This is a genomic window from Mycobacterium sp. E802 (assembly GCF_001666875.1).
Lineage (GTDB): Bacteria > Actinomycetota > Actinomycetes > Mycobacteriales > Mycobacteriaceae > Mycobacterium.
The window spans coordinates 1-17,937 of the sequence record NZ_LZJD01000155.1; the positions used below are offsets into that span (position 1 = coordinate 1).

Consider the following 17,937-nt stretch of genomic DNA (forward strand, 5'->3'; position numbering starts at 1 on the left):
GCCCAATGAGCTCAGCGGAACCGTGGGCCACGAGCACTAGCCGGGCACACCAACGGTTCAGCCCCACATCGAGATTGCACTCAGGGACAGGAACAATGGCGATGTTGTCCCTGGCGACAATCTCGATGTGGGGCCGCAGGCCGCTCAGTGCGAGTGCGTGACGTTCCAGGCCGGTAGCGGATCGGGATAGCCCATCCATGCCGGCTCACCCTCGGCCAGTTCGGCATCCGTCAGCAGGGCGCTGCGCAGAAGTGCGTCGACGGCCTCCTGGTCGAGCTTGATCCCGATGAACACGATCTCCTGACCCGGCGTGATCTCGGTACCCGACCAATACTGGGCCGGCTCGATCACCAGGTTGGGGCCGGCCTGTGACCAGATCGCCGCGATCGACGGCCGGCTGGCGATCCAGCAGAAACCCTTGCTGCGCAACAGGCCTCGCACCTGTTCGAGCACTTCGGCAAGTCGCTGCGGATGAAACGGGCGATCGGCCCGAAACGTCGTCGAACAGATCCCGTACTCCTCGGTCTCGGGAGTGTGCCCCTCGGCGATCTCCTCGTCCCAGCCGGGCGCCTCGGCTGCGGCGAGTGGGTCGAACAAGCCCGTGTCGAGGACCTCGCCGAGATCGACCACGCCGTGTGCGGTGTGCAGCAGCCGTGCGCGCGGGTTGAGCTTGCGAACCACCGCCTCGACCGCGCCGAGCCGTTCGGCACTGACCAGATCGGTTTTGTTGAGCAGGATGACATCGGCGAACTCCACCTGGTCGACCAGCAGATCCGCCACGTTGCGGCCGTCTCCGGGGCCTGCGGTCATCTCGCGCTCGGCCAACGCGTCGCCGCGGACCACCTCGGTCAGGAACGTCGAGGCGTCCACCACGGTGACCAACGTGTCCAGCCGGGCCAGATCGCCGAGCCGGAAGCCGTCGCCGAACTCCCAGCTGAAGGTCGCCGCGACGGGCATGGGTTCGGAGATGCCGGTCGATTCGATCACCAGTTGGTCGAAGCGTCCCTGTCGAGCCAGCTCCCCGACCGCCTCCACGAGATCCTCGCGCAGCGTGCAGCAGATGCATCCGTTGGTGAGCTCGACCAGTTTCTCCTCGGTCCGGTCGAGGCGTCCTTGCCCGGCGATCAGTGCGGCGTCGATGTTGACCTCGCTCATGTCGTTGACGATCACGGCGACCCGCTTGCCCTCGCGGTTGGCCAGGATGTGGTTGAGCAGTGTGGTCTTGCCCGCGCCGAGGAAGCCGGACAGGACGGTGACGGGCAGCAGGTCGGACATCGCGCTCCTTATTGAAAATGATTATCAATAAGCTATCATCTGGATGTGCAACGCATAATGCAAACGGTTATCGTTATCGCCGTGCTTTCACGTCTGAATCTGCGCACTTCGGCCGCTGCCTTTCTGCTGGCCGCGCCGTTCACCCTCGTCGCCTGCGGCTCGGAAGGAACCCAGCCGCCCGAAGCCGGCGGGGATTGCGTGACTACCCCGGTCAACGTCGTCGTCAGCGTCGATCAGTGGGGCGACATCGTGTCCGCACTGGGCGGCGACTGCGCGAAGGTGACGACTGTGCTCGCCGGATCTTCGGTCGACCCGCACGACTTCGAGCCGTCGCCCGCAGACGCGGCCAAATTCCAAGGCGCGCAGTTGGTCGTCGTCAACGGCGGGCACTACGACGAGTGGGCTGCCAAGCTGGCCCAGAGCACTGCGCCGGATGCCGTCGTGGTCACCGCAACCGGCGACCACGACCACGCCGACGACCACACCGCGAACCCGCACGCCTGGTACAACCCGGCCGCGGTCACCGGCCTCGCCGACACCGTGACCGACGAGCTGAGCCAGTTGGCCCCGCAGGCCAAGGAGTACTTCGCCCAGCGGCGGGCCGAGTTCACCACCGCGATGCAGCCCTACCAACAGCTGATCACCGACATCAAGACCAAGGCTTCCGGAAAGCGGTACGCCGCCACCGAAGCGGTGTTCGACGACATGGCGGCCGCTGTCGGTCTGATCAACGCCACTCCCGCGGGGTACCAGGCCGCCTCGTCCAACGAGACCGACCCGTCACCGGCCGACCTCGACGCCTTCCTGCGTCTGCTCGCCGACCACGGGGTCGACGTTCTGATCTACAACACCCAGACGGAGGGCTCGCTGCCCCAGCAGATCCGCGCCGCGGCCGAAAGTGCCGGTGTTCCGGTTGTCGATGTCACCGAAACGGTGCCGCCCGGAGCCGATTCGTTCGAGACCTGGCAGGTGGGCCAACTCGGCGCGCTCGCTGAAGCCCTCGGTGTCCAGGGCTAGTGTCAACTGGTGGCACCGAACTCCGCTGAGCCGCCCGCGCTCGTCTTCGACGACGTCAGTGCGGTCCGCGGCGGGCGCCTGATCTGGTCGGAGGGCACGTTCGAGATCCCGAGCGGCGGCATCGTCGCGCTGATCGGCTCCAACGGTTCCGGTAAATCCACGATGCTGCAGGTGGTGTTGGGGCTGCTGCCGGCTGCCTCGGGCTCGGTCCAGGTTCTCGGCGGGGCGCCGGGTGAGCACAACGACCTGATCGGTTATGTCCCCCAGGACTATGTCGCGGGCGCGGGGTCGGCGATCCGAGCCCGCGGTGCGGTCACCCTGGGCCTGACCGGCCGGCGCTGGGGTTTCACCCGCACCTCGGCGGCCGACAAGGCCCGCATAGCCGAGGCGTTGAGTTGGGTCGAGGCCACCGGCTTCGCCGACATGCGGGTGTCGGAACTGTCAGGTGGTCAGCGTCAGCGCATCGCATTGGCCAGTGCCCTTGTCGGACAACCGAAGATGCTCATCCTCGACGAACCGCTGGCCGCGCTCGACCTGCGCAACCAGCACGAGATCGTGCAGCTGCTGGCCCGGCTCAACAAGGATCTCGGTGTCACGATTCTCGTTGTCGCCCATGACCTCAACCCCTTGCTGAGCGTGCTCGACAGCGCCATCTACCTGCTCGACGGGCACGCCCACCACGCGGCCATCGACGAGGTGGTCGACGCCGGGTTGCTGACCCATCTCTACGGCACCGCGGTGCAGGTGGCCCACACCCCGTTGGGGCAGATGTACATGAGGAGCGGGTGATGACGGGAGTGCTGGCTCAAGGCACGTTCGCCCAAAGCACTCTGGCACTGGGCTATCAGCACAACTGGTGGCAGATTTTGACCTCGGCCTTCATGCGTAACGCCTTGATCGGCGGCACCCTGGTGGCGCTCGCCGCCGGTCTGATCGGTTATTTCGTCATCGTGCGCAACACGGCGTTCGCCGCGCATGCCCTGGCGCACATCGGTCTGCCCGGGGCCACCGGCGCGGCCCTGCTGGGCCTGCCCGTCGGGCTCGGGCTGGGCGCCTTCTGCATCGCCGGCGCCGTGGTGATCGGGGCGCTGGGCAGCCGCGCCCATGATCGCGAGGTGGCCACCGGCACGGTGCTGGCGCTGGCCACGGGCTTCGGCCTGTTCTTCAACTCGCTGGCCACCAAGAACACCTCGACGCTGACCAACGTGTTGTTCGGCAACCTGCTGGCCATCACTCATCAGCAGCTGCTGACCTTCACCGCGCTGTTGGTGGTCTTGGCGGCATCGGTCGTATTCGTTTTCCGCCCACTGCTGTTCGCCTCGGTCAACGCGCAGGTGGCCGAGGCCAAAGGGGTACCGGTACGCGCCTTGTCGGTGCTGTTCATGGTTCTGCTCGGCGTTGCGGTGACCATGGCCGTGCTGGCTGTGGGCACGCTGCTGCTGTTCGCGCTCGTCGTCACGCCGGCGGCGACGGCGATCTTGGTGACCGCCCGGCCCATCGCCGCGATGGCTATCTCAACCGGGATCAGCGTGGTGTCGGTGTGGGCGGGCCTCGCGGTGTCGGCGATCTTTAACATGCCGCCGAGCTTCGTGATCGTCACCATCGCGTGTGTGGCCTGGTTGGCGATGTGGACGGTTGATCGGGTGAGGAATTCGGCCATCCACTAGCCTCAGAAAGCATGCCAAGGAGTCCCCACCCGCAGCGGCGGGCCACCCTGGCTTCGTTGGCGGCCGAACTGAAGGTTTCCCGCACGACGATCTCCAACGCCTACAACCGTCCCGACCAGTTGTCGGCGGAGCTTCGCGATCGGATCTTCGATGCGGCCAAGCGTCTCGGCTACGCCGGCCCCGATCCGGTGGCGCGGTCCCTGCGGACCCGCAGGGCCGGGGCGGTGGGGCTGATCATCACCGAACCGCTCAATTACTCCTTCAGTGATCCGGCCGCATTGGATTTCGTTGCCGGGCTTGCCGAATCGTGCGAGGCGGTGGGGCAGGGGCTGCTCCTGGTGGCGATCGGACCCAACCGCAGCTTCGAAGACGGCTCGGCTGCGGTGCTGGCGGCCGGTGTCGACGGGTTCGTGGTGTATTCGGCCTCCGACGACGACCCGTACCTGCCGGTGGTGCGTCAGCGTCAGTTGCCGGTCGTGGTGGTGGACCAGCCCAAGGACGTGGCCGGGGTGTCGCGGGTCGGCATCGACGATCGCGGGGCGATGCGTCAACTGGCCGAGCAGGTCCTCGATCTCGGTCACCGTGACATCGGGTTGTTGACCATGCGGTTGGGCCGTGACTGGCCACATGGCGACGCGAAATCCGCACCGGCAGATCCAGATCGGGTGCTGTCGCCACATTTTCACGTGCAACGCGAGCGTATTCACGGTGTGTATGACGCGATGACGGCCGCCGGCCTGGCGCCGGCCACGTTGACCGTGGTGGAGAGCTTCGACCATCTGCCGACCTCGGGTGGCGCGGCGGCCGAGGTGGCGCTGGAGGTCAATCCCCGCATCACCGCGCTGATGTGCACGGCCGACGTGCTGGCCTTGTCGGCCATGGATTATCTGCGCTCGCGGGGGATTTACGTGCCGGGCGAGATGACGGTGACGGGCTTCGACGGAGTGCCCGACGCGTTGCGGCGCGGCCTGTCTACCGTCGTGCAGTCGAGTGTGGCCAAGGGGCGACGGGCCGGCGAACTGCTGCACAATCCGCCGCGCGATGGGCTGCCGGTGATCGACGTGCTGCCCACCGAGGTGGTGCGTGGCCGCACGTCGGGTCCGCCGGCCTAGCCGGTTTCGGCGGTGCGACGGGCGTCGAGTAGGTACTTCAGTGCTGCCACAACATCTTCGGGCTCGTCGACGCGATAACCGGCCAGTGTTTCGCCCGGTCCCACTTTGACGCCGACATCGCCGTCGCTCAGTCGACGGAACGCCTTCTCGTCGGTTACGTCGTCGCCGAAGTAGATCACCGCGGAGGCCCGGTGCTCGTCGCGCAGGATGTCGATCGCCTCACCCTTGTCCGTGGTGATCACCGCGAACTCGAGCACGGCCTTGCCCTTGGTCAGCTGGGCATCCCAGGCTTGCGCGGCGTGGAGTGCCTGCGCGCTCGCGGCTTCGGCATCGGCAGGCGAGGCGTTGCGCACGTGCAGGGCCACACTGGCGGGTTTGAGTTCGACGGCCACGCCGGGCCGGGAGGCGGCGATGGCGCCCAGTTCGGTGGCGATCGTGTCCAGCAGGGCGCGGTCGATGGAATGGGCGAAGCCGGAAGCGAATTCGGCCCCGTGGCTGCCGACGAGCTGCACCGTCGCGGGCATACCCGACAGCTCCCGCAGCACCTCGAGCGCGCGGCCGGAGATCAGCGCGGTCGCGGTGCCGGGGCATTGAGCCAGCGCCACAAGCGCTTCGGCGCCTGCACGCAACGGACGCGCGTCGGCCGGGTTGTTGACGATCGGGGCCAGCGTGCCATCGAAGTCAGAGGTGATCAGCAGCCGGGGTGCGCCGGCCACTCGGGTCAGCGCCGCCTTGAGTTCTACGGGGAGAGCACTCACCCGTCAGATCTTAGGTTTGTCCTCCGCGCCGATCAGCAGACGCACGGCCAGATCGAGCCGCTTGCTGACATCGGTGGCCGAGGCGCGGCGGGTCAGCCAGGCCAGCAGATTCGACAGCCACACATCGGAGATCACGCGCGCGATGTGGTACTGGTCCTCGGTCGGCTCGCCGTCGCTCATCGCGCGGGCGAACATCGAGTCCATCAACTTGCCGACATGATCGACCTCACCGGCCGCTGATGCGTCGGCGAAGACGAAGGCGCGGGTCATGGCCTCGGTGAGCAGCGGGTTGCGCTGCATGGCCCGGTTCAGCTTGCCGACCATGAAGCTGAGCCGCTGGTACGGCGTGCCACCGGCGAGCGCGGCCCGGTCGGTCTTGGCGTCGATGCGTTCGAACTCGCGGCCCAGGGCAGAGACCAGCAGATGGACCTTGGAGGGGAAGTAGCGGTACAGCGTGCCGACCGCGACGTCGGCCCGCTCGGCCACGGCACGCATCTGCACCGCCTCGTAACCGCCCTTGGAGGCGATGGCCAAGGTGGCGTCCAGGATGCGCTTGCGACGCTCTCGCTGCGCTTCGGAGCCGAGTTCGGATTCGGCGAGGACGGCCACGTTCAGCACCTCACGTGGTCGCGAGTCCGACCCGGACGTGTCGTTGCCTGAAGGCTGTGATGCGCCGGACATGCGGTCTGTGGCTCCTTCTCGTCGCGTACCTCGTCGAAAACGATACGCACGCCGATCTCCTTCTACCCACCTCCCTGCCGGTGAAGACACGGACGTGTACTGCTGTGATGCGGGTCGACTTGACGGTCGAACGCTGTCACCATTAGAACACGTTCTAGTGGGAAGCACGGACTTCTCGCGTTAGCGGCTAGGAGGTCCACCATGTCCGGCGCATCTGCCACCATCACCGACGAGCAGTTTGCCGCCCGTGACCTGGTCCGGAGCTGGGCGGCCGCAACCGACACGGCCGCGGCGGTCCGAGCCGGTGAACACGATGCCGACGCCTGGCGCGGGCCGTTTCAGGGTCTCGCCGAACTAGGGATCTTCAGCGTCGCAGTCGCCGAGGAACACGGCGGCGCCGGCGGCACGGTCGAGGACCTGTGCGCGATGGTCGACGAGGCGGCGGCCGCCCTGGTGCCCGGTCCGGTGGCCACCACCGCGCTGGCCACGTTGATCGTCACCGACGATGCGGTGCTGGAAGCGCTGGTGTCGGGTGAGCGCACCGCCGGGGCGGCGTTGAACGCGGATCTGAGCCTCGACGGGGACCGGGTGTCCGGCACCGCCGAATATGTCCTCGGTGCCGACGCCGCCGGTGTGCTGTTGCTTCCGGCCGGCGATCAGGTGGTGCTGGTCGACGCCGGGGCCGACGGGGTCAGCATCGACCTGCTCACTGCCACCGACTTCTCGCTGCCGCTGGCGCGGGTGGTGCTCGACGCGGCTCCCGCGCAGGTGCTCGAGGTGTCACGGCAGCGCTTCGCCGACATCACCGCCACCGTGTTGGCCGCCGAGGCCGCCGGGCTGGCGCGCTGGACCCTGCAGACGGCAACCGAATACGCCAAGGTGCGTGAGCAATTCGGCAAGCCGATCGGCAGCTTCCAGGCGGTCAAGCACATGTGTGCCGAGATGCTGTTGCGTTCCGAGCAGGTTTCGGTGTCGGCAGCCGACGCGGCGCGTGCGGTCTCGGAATCCGATGCCGGCCAGCTGTCGATCGCCGCGGCCGTGGCTGCCGCGGCCGGTGTGGATGCGGCCAAGGCCAACGCCAAGGACTGCATCCAGGTGCTCGGTGGCATCGGCATCACGTGGGAGCACGAGGCACATCTGTATCTGCGTCGGGCATATGGCATTTCGCATGCGCTCGGCGGGCAGCGCGCGTGGCAGCGCCGGATCTCGGCGCTGACCCAGCAGGGCGTGCGCCGTGAGTTGCGTATCGACCTGGAGTCGGTGGCCGCCCTGCGCCCGGAGATCAATGCCGCGGTGGCCAAGGTGGCCGCCCTGCCGGTGGACCAGCGACAGGCGGCGCTGGCCGAGGCCGGGCTGCAGGCCCCGCACTGGCCACGTCCCTACGGCCGCAACGCATCTCCGGCCGAGCAGCTGCTGATCGATCAGGAACTCGCCGCGGCCCAAGTGGAGCGGCCGGATCTGGTGATCGGCTGGTGGGCCGTGCCGACCATCTTGGAACACGGCAGCCCCGAGCAGATCGACCAGTTCGTGCCGGCCACGCTGCGCGGTGACCTGTCGTGGTGCCAGCTGTTCTCCGAGCCGGGCGCCGGTTCGGATCTGGCCGCCCTACGCATGAAAGCCGTTCGCGCCGAAGGGCCCAACGGTGAGGCCGGATGGAAACTGACCGGGCAGAAGGTGTGGACCTCCGCGGCGCAGAAGGCGCACTGGGGCGTGTGCCTGGCGCGCACCGACGCCGACGCCCCGAAACACAAGGGCATCACCTACTTCCTGATCGACATGAAGTCCCCGGGCATCGTGATCCGGCCGCTGCGCGAGATCACCGGTGACGAGCTGTTCAACGAGGTGTTCTTCGACGACGTGTTCGTGCCCGACGAGATGGTGGTGGGCACGGTCAACGACGGCTGGCGGCTGGCCCGCACCACGCTGGCCAACGAGCGGGTGGCCATGGCCGGCGGCACCGCGTTGGGCAACCCGATGGAAGAACTGCTGCGGGCGCTCGGGCAGCAGGCCGACGTGGATCCGGCCGATCTGGACCGCCTCGGCGGGTTGATCCTGACGGCCCAGGTGGGCTCACTGCTCGATCAGCGGATCGCCCAGCTCGCGGTCGCCGGGCAGGACACCGGCGCGCAGGCCTCGGCTCGCAAGCTGATCGGGGTGCGCTACCGGCAGGCGCTCGCCGAGTTCCGGCTGGAGCTCTCCGACGGCGGCGGTGTGGTGCGCAACCAGGAGGTACACGACTTCCTCAACACCCGCTGCCTGACGATCGCCGGCGGCACCGAGCAGATCCTGCTGACCCTCGCCGGTGAGCGCCTTCTGGGCCTGCCGCGCTAGGACTTTCTTCCGCGAACAGACGTAAACCCGTACCTTTTTCGGCAAAAAGGTACGGGTTTACGTCTGCTCGCCGGGCGCGTGAGCGCTGATCAGAACCCGGTCTGCGTGCAGGCGGTAGGCGTGGTGAGGTTGACCCCGCCATAGACCACCTGGATCACTGAGCAGACGATGAAATCGTCCTTGGTGTTCGGCTGCCCGGTGCGCCATTCGGTGGGCACGGATTCGCCGTCGATGGTGAAACGCTCGATCGGCCCGCCACCGAAATACGTCGCCGAGATCTCGACCCTGTTCAGCGACCGGTACAACTTCGACAGCACGTTGTCGTGGTTGGAGCCCTTGATCTCACGCGGCATTCCGGCCGGGGCGCTGTAGGACGCCTCCTGCCAGGTGTCCTTGTTGGTGCTGCGCAGCGTGATGGTCTGACGTGCCCAGGTGTCACCGGGGAATCCGATGGGGCCCTCGGGCGTCAGCAGGTTGGCGTGCGTGTTGAACGTGCACCGGCCGCCCGAACACTCGGCGTTCACGTGCATCTCGATCGTGCCCGCCGGGCTGGGGATCGAGGTGACGGCCGAGTTGGCGGCCGCCGTCGCCGACGCGGGATACGTCAGCGCCGCCGCGGTCAGCACCGCTGCCGCGCTCGCTGCGGAGAGCCTGTTGATCGTCATCGTCAAGAAAGGTATCCGCTCGCTACTCGTCGTAGGTGACTTCGACCGAATCCGACACCGGCGTGGCCTGGCAACCCAGGATCAGCCCCTCGTCGAGATCGGAGGGTTCCAGGACGTCGTTGATCTCCATCTCCACGTCGCCCGATTTCTTCAGCACCGCGCACGCACCACAATGACCTTCGCGGCAGGAGAACGGTGCATCCAGGCCCTTGTCCAACAGGACGTCGAGCAGCTTGGCCGAACGGGGCCAGCGGATCTCGTGGGTGGCGCCGTCCAGGGTGACGATCGCGGTGGCCGGCCCCTGGTCGCTGTCGTCGTCTTCCTCGATCACCACCGCGGCGAACGGATCCGAATCCAACGACTTGAACACCTCGATGTGGATGTTCTCGGCTGGGGCGCCGGCCTGTTGCAGGGCCTGCTCGGCGGCGGCCATGAATGGTCCGGGCCCGCAGATGAAGGACTCGCGTGGGGTGTAGGGGCTCACCAGCGCGGCCAGGGCGGCCGTGCTGGGCAGACCCTGAACGCTCTCCAGCCAGTGCACGACGGTGAACCGGTCGGGGTACTTGGCCGCCAGCTCGCGCAGGGTCGCGCCGAAGATGACCGAGTTCTCGTCACGGTTGGCGTAGACGAGCACGACGTTGCCGGTGCCTTCGGCGAGGGCGGATTTGCAGATCGCCATCATCGGGGTGATGCCGCTGCCGGCGGCCAGCAGCAGGAAGTCGGTGTCGAGATTCTTGGGCACGAAGGTGCCCGACGGGGCCAGCACATGGATCTTCATGCCGGCGTGCGCGTTGTCGCACAGCCAGTTCGACGCGTAGCCGTCGGCGGTGCGCTTGACCGTGACGGTCAGTTGGTCGTCCGTCGTCGGTGAACTGGACAACGAGTAGCAGCGGGCCACCGAACCGGTGCGATCGCTGGGTACCCGCAAGGTCAGGAACTGGCCAGGGGAGTAGCGCAGCTTCTCGGCGGCGATGTCCGAGCCTTCGGGCACGGAGAACACGAGGGACCGGGCGTCGGCCGTCTCCTCGATGACCGCGCTCACCTGCAGTTCGAGCACATGGCTGCCCAGTGGCTCATCAGTCACGGCTGGACCCTCTCTTCACTCATAACTAGAACAGGTTACAAAAACGTACTTGCCCAGGTCCAGCCCCCGTAGGAACTCGCTACTCGACACAAATCGTAACGTGTTCTAATCTCTGTCTAAGCGGTCAGCTCGCGCTCATCGCAGTCCGATTCTTGGGAGGCATTTCCGTGACATCCATTGAACAGCGTGACGTTCAGGCGGTTCTGGCCGGCATCGATGAACTGCTGCCAGCGCTGCGCGAGCGCGCGCAGGAGACCGAGGATCTGCGCAAGCTGCCCGACGCAAACGTCAAGGCATTGGAGGAGATCGGCTTCTTCAAGTTGCTGCAACCCGAGCAGTGGGGTGGGCTGCAGTGCGACCCGACGCTGTTCTACGAGGCGGTCCGGCGGTTGGCCAGCGCGTGCGGTTCCACCGGCTGGGTGGCCGGCATCATCGGCGTGCACAACTGGCACCTGGCGCTGTTCGATCAGCAGGCCCAGGAAGATGTCTGGGGTGAGGACACCTCGGTGCGGATCTCCTCCTCCTACGCCCCGATGGGTGCCGGTGTGGTCACCGAGGCCGGCGACGGTTACCTGGTCAACGGCGCGTGGAACTGGTCCTCTGGTTGTGACCACGCCACCTGGGCCTTCCTCGGCGGCCCTGTCATCAAGGACGGTCGCCCGGTCGACTTCGGCAGCTTCCTGATCCCGCGGACGGACTACCAGATCGATGACGTCTGGAACGTCGTCGGCCTGCGGGGCACCGGCTCGAACACCGTCGTGGTCAAGGACGTGTTCGTGCCCAAGCACCGCTTCCTGTCCTACAAGGCGATGAACGACGGCACTGCCGGCGGGTACCAGACCAACACCGCCCCGGTGTACAAGATGCCTTGGGGCACAATCCATCCCACCACCATCTCGGCTCCGATCGTCGGCATGGCCTATGGCGCGTACGACGCGCACGTCGAGCATCAGGGCAAGCGGGTGCGCGCGGCATTCGCCGGGGAGAAGGCCAAGGACGATCCGTTCGCCAAGATCCGGATCGCCGAGGCGGCCAGCGACATCGACGCCGCCTGGCGCCAGCTGTCGGGCAACGTCGCCGACGAGTACGCCCTGCTGTCGGCCGGCAAGGAGATCCCGTTCGAGCTGCGGGCCCGCGCCCGTCGTGATCAGGTGCGTGCCACCGGCCGGGCCATCGCCTCGATCGACCGGCTCTTCGAGGCCTCGGGTGCCACCGCGTTGGCCAATGACGCTCCGGTGCAACGGTTCTGGCGCGACGCTCACGCCGGCCGGGTGCACGCCGCCAACGATCCCGAGCGGGCCTACCTCATCTTCGGCAACAACGAGTTCGGCCTGCCCCCGGCCGACACGATGGTCTGATCGCGATGACGTCGTTCGCCGCCGAAGCTGCTCAGCAGCAAGAGATCACGTTCGAATCCACCTCGCGGTACGCCCAGGTCCGAGACGACATGCGGCTGCACTACCACGAGGCCGGTGACCCCGAGGCGCAGACCATCGTGCTGTTGCACGGCGGTGGTCCTGGCGCGTCGAGTTGGTCCAACTTCGGCCGCAACATCGCGGTGCTGGCCGAGCGCTACCACGTGCTGGCCGTCGATCAGCCCGGCTACGGGTACTCCGACAAGCACACCGAGCACGAGCAGTACAACCGCTACAGCGCCAAGGCGCTGCTCGGGCTGTTCGACCACCTCGGCCTGCAGGGTCGCATCCCGCTGCTGGGCAACTCGCTGGGCGGTGGCACCGCCGTCCGCTTCGCGCTGGACTACCCCGACCGCGCCGGCAAGCTGGTGCTGATGGGCCCGGGCGGGCTGAGCGTCAACCTGTTCGCGCCCGACCCGACCGAAGGCGTCAAGGCGCTCGCCAAGTTCAACTTCGAACCGACGCGCGAGAACCTGGAAGCCTTCATCCGGATCATGGTGTTCGACCAGAAGCTGGTCACCCCGGAACTGGTCGAGGAACGGTTCGCGATCGCCAGCACGCCCGAGTCGCTGGCTGCCACCCGGGCGATGGGCAAGTCCTTCGCCGGTGCGGACTTCGAGCTCGGCATGATGTGGCGCGAGGTGTACAAGCTGCGCCAGCCGGTGCTGTTGATCTGGGGCCGCGAGGATCGGGTCAACCCGCTCGACGGCGCACTGGTTGCCGTCAAGCAGATTCCGCGTGTGCAGCTGCACGTCTTCGGGCAGTGTGGGCACTGGGCTCAGGTCGAGAAGTTCGACGAGTTCAACAAGCTCACCATCGATTTCCTTGGGGGTTAGGCGATGAGCATCAAGTCACTGGGCTACCTGCGCATCGAGGCCACCGACATGGCCGCCTGGCGTGAATACGGGCTCAAGGTCCTCGGCATGGTCGAGGGGTCCGGCAAGACCGAAGGTGCGCTGTACCTGCGGATGGACGAGTTCCCGGCGCGGCTGGTGATCGTCCCCGGTGAGCATGACCGGCTGCTGGAGTCCGGCTGGGAGACGGCGAATGCCGCTGAGCTGCAGGACATCCGGACTCGCCTCGAGGCCAACGGGACACCGTACAAAGAGGCCACGGCTGCCGAGCTCGCCGATCGTCGGGTCGACGGGATGATCATCTTCGAGGATCCGTCGGGCAACCGGCTCGAGGTGTTCCATGGTGTCGCCCTGGAACACCGGCGTGTGGTCAGCCCCTACGGGCACAAGTTCGTCACCGAAGAGCAGGGACTGGGCCACGTCGTCCTCACCACCAAGGACGATGCTGAGTCACTGCACTTCTACCGCGACGTGCTGGGCTTCTATCTGCGGGATTCGATGCGTCTGCCCCCGCAGCTGGTGGGGCGGCCGGCCGATGGCGACCCCGCGTGGTTGCGCTTCCTCGGCGTCAACCCCCGTCACCACAGCGTCGCGTTCATGCCGGGGCAGACGCCCAGTGGCATCGTGCATCTGATGGTCGAGGTGGAGAACTCCGACGACGTGGGCCTGTGCCTGGACCGGGCCCTCCGCCGCAAGGTGAAGATGTCGGCGACGCTGGGCCGCCACGTCAACGACAAGATGCTGTCCTTCTACATGAAGACCCCGGGCGGTTTCGACGTCGAGTTCGGTTGTGAGGGACTCGAAGTCGACGACGACAACTGGGTTGCCCGGGAGTCCACCGCGGTCAGTCTGTGGGGGCATGACTTCTCGGTCGGATTCAAGTAGGCATGTCCACCGCCGCGATCGATCCCCGCACATTCCGAAATGTGCTCGGCCAGTTCTGCACCGGTGTCACGGTCATCACCACCGTCCATGACGACGTGCCGATCGGCTTTGCCTGCCAGTCGTTCGCCGCGCTGTCGCTCGACCCGCCGTTGGTGTTGTTCTGCCCCACTAAGCAGTCACGCGCCTGGCAGGCCATCGAGGCCAGCAGGAAGTTCTGCGTGAACATGCTGCACGAGAAACAGCAGCACGTGTCCGCGCAGTTCGGTTCCAAGGCGCCGGACAAGTTCGCCGGTATCGATTGGACACCCTCGGAGCTTGGTTCGCCGGTGATCGACGGCAGCCTCGCCCACATCGACTGCACGGTGCACTCCGTGCACGACGGTGGGGATCACTTCGTGGTGTTCGGTGCCGTGCACGCACTATCGGAGGTGTCGAAACTCAAGCCGCGTCCCCTGCTGTTCTATCGCGGCGAGTACACCGGGATCGAGCCGGACAAGAACACCCCGGCGCAGTGGCGTGACGACCTGGAGGCGTTCCTCACCACCACGACGTCCGATACCTGGCTCTGATCTTTAACTAGGCAACAAATGGACCCCTTCCACCGGGAGGGGTCCATTGTCGTTCTACCTGGGCTTTCGAGTGGCTGAGCGCGCCCCAGGGGCCTGCGTAGGTCAGGGTAGCCATACCTATTGAAATTTAGAGTAACCTAAGCTAACTTTTGGTCGTTCCACAGTCAATTATCAGCTTCAGGAGACTCAGTTGCCCTATCCTGCCCTTGCTTCCTCCGGTGACACCGCATCGGTGAACCGGAAGAACAAGTTCCTTCTCGCCGGCGTCGCCATGGTGGCTACCAGCGCCATCGCGGTCACCCCGGTTGCCCAGAACACCTCGGTCGTCGAGCAGGCCAAGACGCTTGCGTACGACCTGACGGCCTCGATGGACGCCACCGCCTCGCCGCTCGATGTCTACGGCTCGTTGTTCGAGACGACCTTCAGCAACCTGCAGCACCTCGGCGGCGCCGTCGCGGCCAACCCCGCACCGCTGCTCAGCCAGATCGTGGAAAACCAGCTGGGTTACGCCGAGAAGTTCGGCGCTGCCTTCGAGGCCATCCCCACGAACCTGCAGAGCTGGTGGTCCGGTAACAACGGCGAGGCACGTCTGCAGATGGCGCTGGACGCCCTCGAGGCCGGTGACATCGGTGAGGCGTACCGGTGGTTCAACCACTCCATGCTGTACGCCTTCCAGGGCGCCTTTGGCTCGCTGATCGCCCCCGGGTTCATCCTCTCGGGCATCCCGCGCAACGGGACCGAGTACATGGTCGGCATCCCTGAGCAGATCGCACAGAACTTCACGAATCTGGTCGCGGCGACCTTCACCTCCAGCGTGGTGGTCAGTGCCCTGTTCCAGAACACCTTCGCGGCGGTCAGCGGCCCGGTGTTCGAGTTGGCCCGCGTTGCCGAGGCGATCAGCACCAGCGCGGCCGCGGGTGATTTCGAGGGTGTCATCAATGCGGTGGTGAACACGCCGGGCATCCTCGTCAACGCGGCGCTCAACGGATTCGACTATGCAGACGTCGACCCGGATACGGGCACAGTGGGCTACTCCGAGTGGCCGGCGTTGCTCACCTGGGCCGAGCCGGGCGAACAGGGCGGGGCCCGGATCGTCCCGGGCCTCCTGCAGAACCTGCTGGTGAACCTTCCCAAGGCCTTCGCCGAGGCGATCGACAACACCCCGGAGGTCACCTCCGAGACGGATGCGGCACGGACGATCGCCGTGGCCCAGGAGGTTTCCGACGAGCTGACTGTTTCGCCGTTCACCAAGTTGGCGAAGTCGACCCTCGTGCCGGTCAAGGTCGAGGCGCCGGCCATCGAGCCCGCAAAGGTCGAGACGGCCGTTGAGCCTGTCAAGGAAGAAGTCCTGAAGGAAGAGGCTCCGAGCGTTGACGCAGGCTCCTCCGCCGCGGACGACGCTGCTGCCGGACTGGTGAGCGCACCGGCCGTCGACAAGACCGCCGACGCCAAGGCTGATGACACGACCAAGGGCAAGGTCAAGATCGGCGATCGGATCAAGGCCAAGTTCAACGAGGCCAAGGAGGCCCGGCAGGCCAAGGCCGCGGAGGCCAAGGAAGCCAGGGCTGCGGCCAAGGAAGCCAAGGCTGAGTCCAAGAAGGTCAAGGCTGAATCGAAGAAGACCAAGGAAGCCAAGTCCAAGGAGTCCAAGAAGGATTCCGGTTCCTCGTCTTCGTAAGTAGCACTCCGTAGCTGGGCCCCACCTGCCAAGGTGGGGCCCAGTTTCGCTTGTTCGCACTTACCAAACGATCAAAACCGCTCTTGACGTACCTGCTTCAGTCCTGTCATTGTTTGATCAATCGATCAAAACGTCGAAAGGATGCACATGACTGGTCGGGTGGAGGGCAAGGTCGCCCTGGTTACCGGCGCGGCGCGCGGGCAGGGACGCAGCCACGCACTGCGGTTGGCGCAAGAGGGTGCGGACATCATCGCCGTCGACGTCTGCGCCCCGGTCACCGACACGAGTGCGATTCCGGCGTCGACCCCGGATGATCTGGCCGAGACCGCGGATCTGATCAAGGGTCTGGATCGTCGGATCGTGACGGCCGAGGTCGACGTGCGTGATTTCGATGCGCTCAAGGAGGCTGTCGACAGCGGTGTCGAGCAGCTGGGTCGCCTCGACATCGTGGTGGCCAACGCCGGGATCGGCAACGGCGGCGACGTGCTGCACGAGACCAAGCAGTCCGACTGGGATGACATGATCGGTGTCAACCTGTCGGGTGTCTGGAAGTCCGTCAAAGCCGCAGTGCCCCATATCCTTTCCGGTGGCCGCGGCGGTTCGATCATCCTGACCAGCTCGGTCGGTGGCCTCAAGGCCTACCCGCACACCGGTCACTACATCGCCGCCAAGCACGGCGTCATCGGCCTGATGCGCAGCTTCGCAGTGGAACTGGGCCAGCACTCGATCCGGGTCAACTCGGTGTGTCCGACGAATGTGAACACCCCGATGTTCATGAACGAGGGCACGATGAAGCTGTTCCGCCCGGATCTGGAGACCCCGGGTCCCGACGACATGGCCGTGGTGGCCCAGTTGATGCACGTTCTGCCGGTCGGCTGGGTGGAACCGGTCGACATCAGCAACGCGGTGCTGTTCCTCGCCTCGGACGAGGCCCGCTACATCACCGGTCTGCCGGTCACCGTGGACGCCGGCAGCATGCTCAAGTAGCGGTCTGGTCGCTGCCGAACCAGTGCAGAAAACGCTCGACGAAGGCGCGGAACTCGGCGTGGCCCGCGGTCACGCCGACCGCCTCTTCGTTGCACAGGCTGCGGGCGGACTGGGTGAGCAGCATCGACATCACCACCGGCGGAAACTGCTCCATGTCCACGCCGTGGGCCCGCAGCACGCCTGCCATCGCGGTGGCCTCGATGTCGCGAACCCGCTCGGAGTACGCCTTGAGTTCGGCACCGATTGCCTTGCGGTGGTTGGCCAATGCCATGAACTCGGTGTTGAGTCCGGTGACGCGGGAGTCGGAATTGATCAGCCACAGGGCCCGCAGCGGATCGTCGTTCGTCACGGCCTCGCGCATCCGGGCCAGCGCCGCGTCGGCCCCGCTACGCACCACCGCGACGAACAGGTCGTCGAGGGTGTCGAAGTAGTAGTACACCAGCGCCGAGCGCACGCCTGCTACGGCCGCGATCCTTCGAGTGGTGGCGGCGGCATATCCCTCGTCCCGGATGACCTGGGCGGTTGCCTCGATCAGCCGCTTGCGGGTGCCCGCGTCCTTGCCCTTGGCGCCCCGTGCCGCCGGCATCAGCGCATCCTCCGAAAATCATTGCCCGACAAGAGAAATTTGCGTCCGGCAGCGATCCTTGACCGCTGCTGGCCGGGGGTGGTAAGCATGAGCCATCTTAACGGTTTGATCGATTGATCAAATTCAGAACTGAGGGAAAATGCACGACACCAGCGAAACCATGGTCCGGGTGGACGCCGGCCTGTGCGAGGGCCACGCACTGTGCATCCAACTGGCCCCCGAGGTGTTCGACCTGTCCGACGACGAGGTGGCCGGCGCTGTCCAGCCGGACGGACAGTGGGATGAACACACCTGGGACACCGTCAAATCCGCCGTCGACGCGTGCCCGCGTCAGGCGATCAGCCTCCTTGCCACCAGCACGAAAGGCCACTGA

The 17,937-nt window shown here is 66.3% G+C and carries 18 protein-coding genes; 12 read left to right on the forward strand and 6 right to left on the reverse strand.

All coding sequences use genetic code 11. The features are described 5' to 3' along the window. Positions 1–144: 144 nt before the first annotated feature. Entirely contained in the window at positions 145–1,275 is a 1,131-nt protein-coding gene (locus A5699_RS22200) for a GTP-binding protein (protein WP_067773961.1), read from the reverse strand. Between the two features lie 57 nt (positions 1,276–1,332). On the opposite strand from A5699_RS22200, the gene A5699_RS22205 reads away from it, so the two are divergent. From A5699_RS22205 to A5699_RS22220, 4 genes are read left to right on the forward strand one after another with little or no spacing between them, the layout of a single operon-like run. Beyond that, positions 1,333–2,292, forward strand: a complete 960-nt coding sequence (locus A5699_RS22205) for a metal ABC transporter solute-binding protein, Zn/Mn family (RefSeq protein ID WP_067773964.1) — start codon at positions 1,333–1,335, stop codon at positions 2,290–2,292. 6 nt (positions 2,293–2,298) lie between these two features. Next, positions 2,299–3,081 (forward strand): metal ABC transporter ATP-binding protein, encoded by a 783-nt coding sequence (locus A5699_RS22210; RefSeq protein ID WP_067773967.1) that lies wholly within the window; start codon positions 2,299–2,301, stop codon positions 3,079–3,081. Then, a complete protein-coding gene (locus A5699_RS22215; RefSeq protein ID WP_067773970.1) occupies positions 3,081–3,959 on the forward strand; it encodes a metal ABC transporter permease in 879 nt (292 codons plus the stop codon). Before A5699_RS22210 ends, A5699_RS22215 begins: the two co-directional genes overlap by 1 nt. A gap of 11 nt (positions 3,960–3,970) precedes the next feature. After that, positions 3,971–5,071 (forward strand): LacI family DNA-binding transcriptional regulator, encoded by a 1,101-nt coding sequence (locus tag A5699_RS22220; protein WP_067773973.1) that lies wholly within the window; start codon positions 3,971–3,973, stop codon positions 5,069–5,071. Here the strand turns inward: A5699_RS22220 and otsB are convergent. Both otsB and kstR read right to left on the reverse strand, forming a co-directional pair. Then, on the reverse strand, positions 5,068–5,829 hold the full coding sequence (gene otsB / locus A5699_RS22225; RefSeq protein WP_067773976.1) for a trehalose-phosphatase: 762 nt from the start codon (positions 5,827–5,829) through the stop codon (positions 5,068–5,070). The genes A5699_RS22220 and otsB overlap by 4 nt on opposite strands. A 3-nt stretch (positions 5,830–5,832) precedes the next feature. After that, a complete protein-coding gene (kstR, locus tag A5699_RS22230; protein WP_164480958.1) occupies positions 5,833–6,438 on the reverse strand; it encodes a cholesterol catabolism transcriptional regulator KstR in 606 nt (201 codons plus the stop codon). Positions 6,439–6,711: 273 nt separating this feature from the next. Between kstR and A5699_RS22235 the strand changes: the two genes are divergently transcribed. Next, entirely contained in the window at positions 6,712–8,841 is a 2,130-nt protein-coding gene (locus tag A5699_RS22235; RefSeq protein ID WP_067773982.1) for an acyl-CoA dehydrogenase, read from the forward strand. 89 nt (positions 8,842–8,930) lie between these two features. On the opposite strand, the gene A5699_RS22240 is transcribed toward A5699_RS22235, so the two are convergent. After that, positions 8,931–9,500, reverse strand: coding sequence for a hypothetical protein (locus A5699_RS22240; RefSeq protein ID WP_067774041.1), 570 nt, complete (start codon positions 9,498–9,500; stop codon positions 8,931–8,933). Between the two features lie 28 nt (positions 9,501–9,528). Then, the gene (locus tag A5699_RS22245; protein ID WP_067773985.1) at positions 9,529–10,590 is read right to left on the reverse strand and encodes a ferredoxin--NADP reductase; all 1,062 of its coding nucleotides are present in this window, start codon (positions 10,588–10,590) and stop codon (positions 9,529–9,531) included. A gap of 167 nt (positions 10,591–10,757) precedes the next feature. On the opposite strand from A5699_RS22245, the gene hsaA reads away from it, so the two are divergent. From hsaA to A5699_RS22275, 6 genes are all read left to right on the forward strand, one after another. After that, positions 10,758–11,948 carry a 3-hydroxy-9,10-secoandrosta-1,3,5(10)-triene-9,17-dione monooxygenase oxygenase subunit gene (gene hsaA, locus A5699_RS22250; protein ID WP_067773988.1) on the forward strand — a complete coding sequence of 397 codons (1,191 nt, stop codon included), beginning with the start codon at positions 10,758–10,760 and terminating at the stop codon, positions 11,946–11,948. Positions 11,949–11,953: 5 nt separating this feature from the next. Then, positions 11,954–12,841, forward strand: a complete 888-nt coding sequence (hsaD, locus tag A5699_RS22255) for a 4,5:9,10-diseco-3-hydroxy-5,9,17-trioxoandrosta-1(10),2-diene-4-oate hydrolase (RefSeq protein WP_067773991.1) — start codon at positions 11,954–11,956, stop codon at positions 12,839–12,841. 3 nt (positions 12,842–12,844) lie between these two features. Next, positions 12,845–13,744, forward strand: a complete 900-nt coding sequence (gene hsaC / locus A5699_RS22260) for an iron-dependent extradiol dioxygenase HsaC (RefSeq protein WP_067773994.1) — start codon at positions 12,845–12,847, stop codon at positions 13,742–13,744. Between the two features lie 2 nt (positions 13,745–13,746). Then, on the forward strand, positions 13,747–14,313 hold the full coding sequence (gene hsaB / locus A5699_RS22265; protein WP_067773996.1) for a 3-hydroxy-9,10-secoandrosta-1,3,5(10)-triene-9,17-dione monooxygenase reductase subunit: 567 nt from the start codon (positions 13,747–13,749) through the stop codon (positions 14,311–14,313). 190 nt (positions 14,314–14,503) lie between these two features. Then, a complete protein-coding gene (locus A5699_RS22270) occupies positions 14,504–15,991 on the forward strand; it encodes a hypothetical protein (RefSeq protein WP_157561398.1) in 1,488 nt (495 codons plus the stop codon). 147 nt (positions 15,992–16,138) lie between these two features. Then, positions 16,139–16,978 carry a mycofactocin-coupled SDR family oxidoreductase gene (locus tag A5699_RS22275; RefSeq protein ID WP_067774001.1) on the forward strand — a complete coding sequence of 280 codons (840 nt, stop codon included), beginning with the start codon at positions 16,139–16,141 and terminating at the stop codon, positions 16,976–16,978. Here A5699_RS22275 and A5699_RS22280 read toward each other — a convergent pair. Further along, positions 16,971–17,564, reverse strand: coding sequence for a TetR/AcrR family transcriptional regulator (locus A5699_RS22280; RefSeq protein WP_067774004.1), 594 nt, complete (start codon positions 17,562–17,564; stop codon positions 16,971–16,973). The genes A5699_RS22275 and A5699_RS22280 overlap by 8 nt on opposite strands. A gap of 139 nt (positions 17,565–17,703) precedes the next feature. Here A5699_RS22280 and A5699_RS22285 point away from each other — a divergent pair, with 139 nt between their 5' ends. Next, on the forward strand, positions 17,704–17,937 hold the full coding sequence (locus tag A5699_RS22285; RefSeq protein ID WP_231965800.1) for a ferredoxin: 234 nt from the start codon (positions 17,704–17,706) through the stop codon (positions 17,935–17,937).